This window comes from Rhodococcus sp. BS-15, assembly GCF_000813105.1.
Taxonomy (GTDB): Bacteria; Actinomycetota; Actinomycetes; order Mycobacteriales; family Mycobacteriaceae; genus Rhodococcoides.
The window spans coordinates 1-7,049 of sequence record NZ_BAOX01000260.1; the positions used below are offsets into that span (position 1 = coordinate 1).

Below are 7,049 nucleotides of genomic sequence, written 5' to 3' on the forward strand. Positions count from 1 at the left end.
GCAGCGCGGTGCCGTACGAGCGGCCGTGACCGGCCGCATGAACGGCGAGCGGGTGCAACTGGTGCACCGGTATGCGCGCGCGCCACCCGGCTCGCAACGGATGTACCGTCTCGTAACCGTCTACGACGACGTCGAGGTGGGGGCAACCGAACAGCGCCAGCATCGCCAGGTCGGTCTCGCGGTGCCCACCGTGCGCTGCCGGATCGATCAGCACCACTCCCGCGTCGGTCCAGAACACGTTGCCGTTCCAGAGATCACCGTGAATACGGCTCGGCGGCTCCGCATCGTCGAAGTCGCCGTCCGCGATGCGTCCGCACGCCGATTCGACGATTTCCGCCTCGCCCTGCATCACGGTGCCTGCGTCGACCGCGCTTCGGAGAAACGGCAACACTCGTTCAGCCGCGTAGAACGCACCCCACGACCTGTGCACAGTGCTGCTCATGGGCCGAGCACCGATGAACAGCCGACCCGAAAAAACGACGCCGTCGGCATCCACCGGTGGCGCACCGAACCCGTCGGCTCCGGCGGAATGCATCGCGGCCAGTGTGCGGCCGAATCGTTCGGCTGCGCCCGGCGTGGGACGGGCCGCAACCAGTCGGTCGAGTTCGATGTACGTCCGGCCATGCCCGCGAACTCCGACGACAGGGGCCGCCGCCTCGCCGAGCCATCGGAGCCCGGTGGCCTCGGCAGCGTAGAAGTCGGGGTGTGCCTGGGGATTTCGCTTGACGAAAGTATCGGAGGATCCACTCACGACCACCGACACTACGCACGGCGCGAGATCGATACCGGCACTCGTCATTAGGATGACGTGATGGGACACATCAACTCGGAATTGCGCACGGCGATCATGCGCGAACTGGCCGTGCAGTCGACCATCGACCCGATCACGGAGGTCCGCAGGCGAGTGGACTTCCTCAAGGACTACCTGGCGTCGACTCCGGCCTCGGGATTCGTGCTCGGCATCAGTGGCGGGCAGGACAGCACGCTCACCGGCAAGCTTGCCCAACAGGCAGCGACGGAGCTCCGAGCCGATGGACACGAGGCCGAGTTCGTCGCCGTTCGCCTCCCCTACGGCGTGCAGGCCGACGAGGACGACGCATCGATCGCTCTGAAGTTCATCGATCCCGACCGCACGGTGACGGTGAACATCAAGGACGCCGCCGACGCCGCAGCGGCCGCGACGGCCGATGCGCTGGGTAGTGCCGAAATCCGAGATTTCGTCCGCGGCAACATCAAGGCTCGCCAGCGCATGGTCGCGCAGTACGCCCTCGCCGGCGAACTCGGCTACGTCGTCGTGGGCACCGATCATGCCGCCGAGGCGATCACCGGCTTCTTCACCAAGTTCGGTGACGGCGGGGTCGATCTGACTCCGCTCACCGGCCTGAGCAAGCGTCAGGGTGCGGCGCTGCTGCGCGAACTGGGTGCACCCGAGAGCACCTGGCGCAAGGTTCCCACCGCCGATCTCGAAGACGATCGACCTGCGCTACCCGACGAGGAAGCGCTCGGCGTGACGTACGAACAGATCGACGACTACCTCGAGGGCAAGGACGTCACCGACGAGATCGCCGAAAAGCTGGAGAAGATGTTCCTCGCAACTCGGCACAAGCGGACGGTGCCCGTGACGCCGTTCGACGATTGGTGGAAGAGGAGCAGCTGAATCGGGCGGCCACCTGCCCGTGGCGCGGTGAAACGGGTGCGCTCAGCCGCCGGCGAAGGGCGGCAGCACGTCGACCCTGCCGCCGATCACGCGCTCCAGATCGCGGGTCAGATCCTCTCCCACCAGATACGCCGACACCCTGAGAATCGGCTCCATCGGCGCGCCGTGCTTGGACAGAATCAGCTCTCGCAGATCTGCGAGGGTGGCTCCGGTCGGCACGGTCAGGTACTCGGACTCGCAGTGCGACGCGTCGACCGCTGCAGCGAAGTACCGCACCTCCACCTGGGTCTCAACCACCGATGGCTCCCATGCTGCGGGTGGGAGGTACGAAGCCGTCGGCGTCGATGCCGTGACCCGCCCACTTGTTCCACATCGCCCCACGCCACACCGCTGCCAGTTCGTCGTCGGTGGCACCGCCGCGCAGGGCTGCCCGCAGATCGGTCTCGTCGTCGCTGAACAGACAGGACCGAATGGTTCCTTCGGCAGTGATCCTGGTGCGGTCGCAATCACCGCAGAACGAGCGCGTCACCGACGCGATGATGCCGACGGTGGCGTCGGTTCCGTCGACGCTCCATTCCTCGGCCGGGGCGGACGGATCGACGCGTCCCACCTCACGCAGGTCGAACTCGGTGGACAGTTCGTCGAGCAAGGTCTGGGCATCGATCATGTTCGCGCGAGCCCACTCGTGGTCGGCATCGAGCGGCATCTGCTCGATGAAGCGCAGAGCCACGCCTTCGTCGAGACACCAGCGCAGCAGATCGACGGCACCGGACAGTGTGTCGCGCATCAGAACGGCGTTGACCTTGACCGGTCCGATCCCGGCTCGCTGCGCTGCCCTGATTCCGGCGAGCACGGACGGCAGCCGATCGCGTCGGGTCAAGCGCGCGAAATCCTCGCGGTCGACGGAGTCGAGCGAGACGTTCACTCGGGTCAATCCGGCGTCGGCCAAGGACTGTGCCCGGTGTTCGAGACCGACGGCGTTGGTTGTCATCGACAGAGGCACACCCTCGGCAACATCGGCGCACAGCCGCAGAATGTCGTCGAGATCGCGGCGCATCAGCGGCTCGCCTCCGGTGAAGCGCACGTCCCGAATGCCCAGCAGGCGGACCGACACCGAGACCACTCGGGCAATCTCGGCGGGTGTCAGTAGTGCCGCCGCAGGGATCGCCGGAAGGCCTTCCTCCGGCATGCAGTAGGTGCACCGCAACGAGCACTTCTCGGTGATCGAGATGCGCAGGTCGCGGGCCACTCGACCGAAACGATCGATCAGGTGCGGCACGTCCGGCCGGTCGGAGACGGAGTTCGCACTGCCTGCCACCGAACCCGTGGTGCTGCCGAACCCGGGAATGCCCAGCGAGGTGACACTGTCCACCGTCACCTCGTACCTCGTCTCCGTCGAAAATCATGTCTGTCGTCGATGTGTCTACCCATTATGCCGCAGCCCACACCGAGCGGACGGATCGGCGTGCTTAGGATTGGCACCCATGACGGTTGAGCACACGCACGCGATCACTGGATCCGCACAGTGACCGCTGTATCGGTCGAGGAACATGCCGCCGCGATCGAGACTCTGCTCGCGGCACTGACCACGAGAACAGCTCAGCGAATTCGTCTCGACGACGCGCTGAGACGCGTCTCGTTCGAGGACGTGCGATCGCCGGTCGATCTGCCTCTGTTCCGCAACTCGCAGATGGACGGCTATGCCGTGGATTCTCGATCCGTGGCCACGACCCCGGTGACGCTTCCGGTCTCGACGATCATCGCCGCAGGCCCGACGGAATCGGCAGTTCTCGCCTCGGGCAGCGCCGCCAAGATCATGACCGGTGCCCCCATTCCGGACGGAGCGGACGCCATCGTCCCCGTCGAAGACACCTCGGTACCGGCGGCCGGTTCGGTGACCATCGAAAGAAGCCGCGCAGCAGGTGAATTCGTACGCGAACAGGGCAGCGACGTACGCGTCGGAACAGTCCTGGTCGAGTCGGGCCGAGTGCTCGAACCCCGCCACATCTCCGTTCTGGCTGCCGTCGGCTTCGGCGAGCTCGACGTACGCTCACGTCCTCGCGTGGCCGTCGTGACCACCGGTGCCGAACTGGTCGACGCCGGGTCGACGCTGACGCCCGGTCAGATCTACGACTCGAACGGAATCACCCTTGCCGCACACCTGCGCGCCAGCGGTGCCGAGGTGGTCTCCGTCTCGCGCAGCTCCGACGAGCCGAGCCGCTTTCGCGAGATCCTCGACGCGGCAGCGGAATCGGCAGAGCTGATCATCACGTCCGGCGGCGTTTCGATGGGCGATTTCGAAGTGGTCAAGGACGTGCTCCGGCCGCTCGGCGGCAACTTCGGGTCGGTTCGGATGCAGCCGGGCGGACCGCAGGGCATCACGATGTTCGACGGTGTTCCCGTGCTCAGCTTTCCCGGCAATCCCGTCAGTACGGTCGTCTCCTACATCATGTTCGCGCGCAACATCGTTCGGCGAGCTGCCGGTCTGCCTCCGGTGCTCTCGACCACCGCAGCCTTGCACGAACCGATCGTGTCACCGCCCGGTAGAAGACAGCTGCTCCGTGGCCGACTGCGCGACGACGGTCGGGTCGAGCTCGTCGCCGGCCCCGGCTCGCACCTGGTCGCGGCACTGGCATGGGCCGATGTGCTGATCGATATCGATTCCGAGACAACCGAACTCGCTGCAGGATCCGACGTGGAGGTGTGGCCACTGTGACCACCGATGCCCAGCAACCCCAGCTCTCTCATCTCGACGATCAGGGCCGCGCCCGCATGGTCGATGTGGCGCACAAGAAGGAAACCTCGCGCACGGCCGTCGCCACCGGTGAGTTCGTCACCACCGCCGAGGTCATCGCGCTCGTGCGCGCCGACGACATGCCCAAAGCCGACGTTCTGGCCACCGCCCGCATCGCCGGCATCTCGGCAGCGAAGCGAACGTCGGAACTGATTCCGCTGTGTCATCAGCTCGCCCTCTCCTCGGTGAAGATCTCCTTCGGATTCACCGAGTCGTCCATCACGGTCGAGGCAACAGCCCGCACCACCGGACGCACCGGGGTGGAGATGGAAGCACTGACCGCGGTCGCCGTCGCCGGCCTGACCCTGCACGACATGGTCAAGGCCGTCGATCCCGGTGCCACCATGAACGGTGTCCGGTTGCTCACCAAAGACGGCGGCAAGCACGGGCATTGGCAACGGGACGACGCAGAGGTCTCCCCCGAGTCCTCGGCCGCACCGATACTCGAATCCTCACGGTCCGCGGTGGTTCTGGTGGCCTCCACCGGCGGCGCGAACGGCACTCGACCGGACACCACCGGCCCCACCATCGCGTCCTGGTTGACCGATCGAGACTTCGCCGTACGTGGCCCACTGGTGTACGCCGATGCCGACATCGCTGCGGGGTTGCAGGACGCCCTACGCGGCGAACCGTCGCTGATCGTCAGCACAGGTGGCACCGGTGTATCCCCCACCGACGCGACCCCCGAGGCGACGGCAGCACTGCTCGACGTCGACATGCCGGGGATCGCCGATGCGATCCGAACCCGCGGAACATCTGCGACGCCTCATGCGGTGCTCAGCCGCGGTGTCTCGGGTCTGATCGGACGCACGCTCGTAGTCAATCTGCCGGGCTCGCCGGGTGCCGTGAAGGACGGACTCTCCGTTCTCGACCCGCTCCTCGACCATGTGCTGGCCCAGATCGCCGGAGGAGGCCCCCATGATGAGTGAGCTCGTCGCCCGTATCTCGAACGAACCGTTGAGCACTGCCGAAGTCGAGGCAGCAGTGCAGGATTCGCGTCACGGTGCCGTCGTACTGTTCAGCGGCATCGTGCGCGATCACGACGGCGGACATGCCGTGGAGACTCTGGAATACCGCGCACACCCCGACGCGGAACGATTCCTGAGCCGATGCTGCTCGGAGGTTTCGGCAGAGACCGGATTGGCGGTGGCCGCAGTGCATCGCGTCGGCGATCTGCGGGTCGGCGACCTCGCACTCGTTGCCGCCGTCGGCTCGGCCCATCGCGCCGAAGCGTTCGAGGCCTGCGCCCGACTCGTCGAGCGCATCAAGGCCGAGGTCCCGATCTGGAAGCGTCAGGGATTCGAGGGCGGACGTACCGAGTGGGTCGGGCTCTAGGGAACTAGCCGGTCTCGAGGTAGCGATGGACCGGAAGCATGGCGGAGGCGTCGTCGGCGTCGTCCGGTCCTCGTACACAGGCACGCAACCGCTGCTCAACGGCCGGTGCATCGAGCTCGGTACCGATCAGCACCAGTGAGGTCTGCGCAGACTCACCCCTGGCCCACGACGCGGCCTCGAATCGGATGTGTCGGCCCACCGTGTGCACGACGAATTTCTGGGTGTGGCCGGCAATGTCGAAGTGTACGAATCCCTTGATGCGGTAGAGATTTCCGGAAGGATTCTCCAGGAACTCGATCAGTCGTCGAGGTTCGACCGGATCCGAACTGACGAACTCGGTGTGCGAGTACTGCGCGTGCAGGTGATGATCGTGATCGTGATCGTGGTTCTCGCGGAGTAGTTCGTCGAACGACAGCTGCACCGCCATTGCCGAATCCACCGATTGATCCTCGCGCCGATCGAACAGCAGCAACGGGTCGACGCGACCGAAGGCCACCGGCACGACGGGCACATCTGCTACGACGGACTGCACCGTCGACAGCACCGCGGAGCGTTCGGACTCGGTCACCGCATCGGACTTGTTCAGCACCACCAGGTCGGCCAATTGCAGGTGCTGGTCGATCTCGGGATGCCGCGCGCGGGTCTGCCGGAACTCGACCGCGTCGACCACCCCGACGAGCCCGCCGTAGACGATGAATTCGTTCTCGCTACCCCGGACCATTCTGATGAGATTGCGGGGTTCGGCCAGGCCGCTGGCCTCCACCACGATCACGTCGATGGCGGACCGGCGGTGCGCGAGGGCGTCGAACATCGCGTCCATATCGCTGATGTCGACGGCGCAACAGATACAGCCGTTACCGAGAGAGACCATCGAATCGACCTGGCCTGCCACGAGCATCGAGTCGATGTTGATCGCCCCGAAGTCGTTGACCACAACCCCTATGCGGATGCCGGAATCGTTGCGCAGCAGGTGGTTCAGGAGGGTGGTCTTGCCTGCGCCGAGAAAGCCCGCAACTATCACCACCGGAATTCGTCGACGCGCCACGGCGTCCGAGACTACCTGTCGGCGAGAATCTGCTTCAGCAGGCCTTGCGCGAACGTCGACACACTGCTCACATTGTCCGGGGTCGCAAGTCCTTCCAGACCGTCGACGCCGAACGAGTTCACGTACGGGGAGACGCTCTCGAGCAACCGGGACAACGCGCTACGCCCCTCGGTCGCGGGGCCTGCGTCGCTGGGTGCCGTCGGGGCGGGGGCGGCGGA

Annotated in this window: 8 protein-coding genes and 1 pseudogene; 4 read left to right on the forward strand and 5 right to left on the reverse strand. The window is 65.9% G+C overall.

Features of this window, described 5'->3' with window-relative positions:
- The coding region (locus RHBS_RS21865) for a fructosamine kinase family protein (RefSeq protein WP_128646419.1) at positions 1-799 on the reverse strand (799 nt) is incomplete at its 3' end.
- 12 nt (positions 800-811) lie between these two features.
- Between RHBS_RS21865 and nadE the strand changes: the two genes are divergently transcribed.
- Entirely contained in the window at positions 812-1,657 is an 846-nt protein-coding gene (nadE, locus tag RHBS_RS21870) for an ammonia-dependent NAD(+) synthetase (RefSeq protein WP_121870229.1), read from the forward strand.
- A gap of 42 nt (positions 1,658-1,699) precedes the next feature.
- Here the strand turns inward: nadE and RHBS_RS21875 are convergent, their stop codons facing one another.
- A complete protein-coding gene (locus RHBS_RS21875; RefSeq protein ID WP_121870230.1) occupies positions 1,700-1,954 on the reverse strand; it encodes a MoaD/ThiS family protein in 255 nt (84 codons plus the stop codon).
- Positions 1,947-2,975, reverse strand: coding sequence for a GTP 3',8-cyclase MoaA (gene moaA, locus RHBS_RS21880; RefSeq protein ID WP_183130417.1), 1,029 nt, complete (start codon positions 2,973-2,975; stop codon positions 1,947-1,949). Before moaA ends, RHBS_RS21875 begins: the two co-directional genes overlap by 8 nt.
- A 207-nt stretch (positions 2,976-3,182) precedes the next feature.
- Between moaA and glp the strand changes: the two genes are divergently transcribed.
- The 3 genes from glp to RHBS_RS21895 are packed head-to-tail and all read left to right on the forward strand — an operon-like array spanning position 3,183 to position 5,786.
- Entirely contained in the window at positions 3,183-4,373 is a 1,191-nt protein-coding gene (glp, locus tag RHBS_RS21885) for a gephyrin-like molybdotransferase Glp (protein WP_121870231.1), read from the forward strand.
- A gap of 56 nt (positions 4,374-4,429) precedes the next feature.
- Positions 4,430-5,380, forward strand: coding sequence for a bifunctional molybdenum cofactor biosynthesis protein MoaC/MoaB (moaCB, locus tag RHBS_RS21890; protein ID WP_237669556.1), 951 nt, complete (start codon positions 4,430-4,432; stop codon positions 5,378-5,380).
- Positions 5,373-5,786 (forward strand): molybdenum cofactor biosynthesis protein MoaE, encoded by a 414-nt coding sequence (locus tag RHBS_RS21895; RefSeq protein ID WP_068045866.1) that lies wholly within the window; start codon positions 5,373-5,375, stop codon positions 5,784-5,786. The genes moaCB and RHBS_RS21895 overlap by 8 nt, the downstream gene beginning before the upstream one ends.
- Positions 5,787-5,790: 4 nt before the next feature.
- On the opposite strand, the gene RHBS_RS21900 is transcribed toward RHBS_RS21895, so the two are convergent.
- Together RHBS_RS21900 and RHBS_RS21905 are read right to left on the reverse strand one after the other, a co-directional pair.
- Entirely contained in the window at positions 5,791-6,831 is a 1,041-nt protein-coding gene (locus RHBS_RS21900) for a GTP-binding protein (protein ID WP_121870232.1), read from the reverse strand.
- Positions 6,832-6,842: 11 nt separating this feature from the next.
- Positions 6,843-7,049: pseudogene (locus RHBS_RS21905) on the reverse strand (N-acetylmuramoyl-L-alanine amidase); the annotation flags it as partial.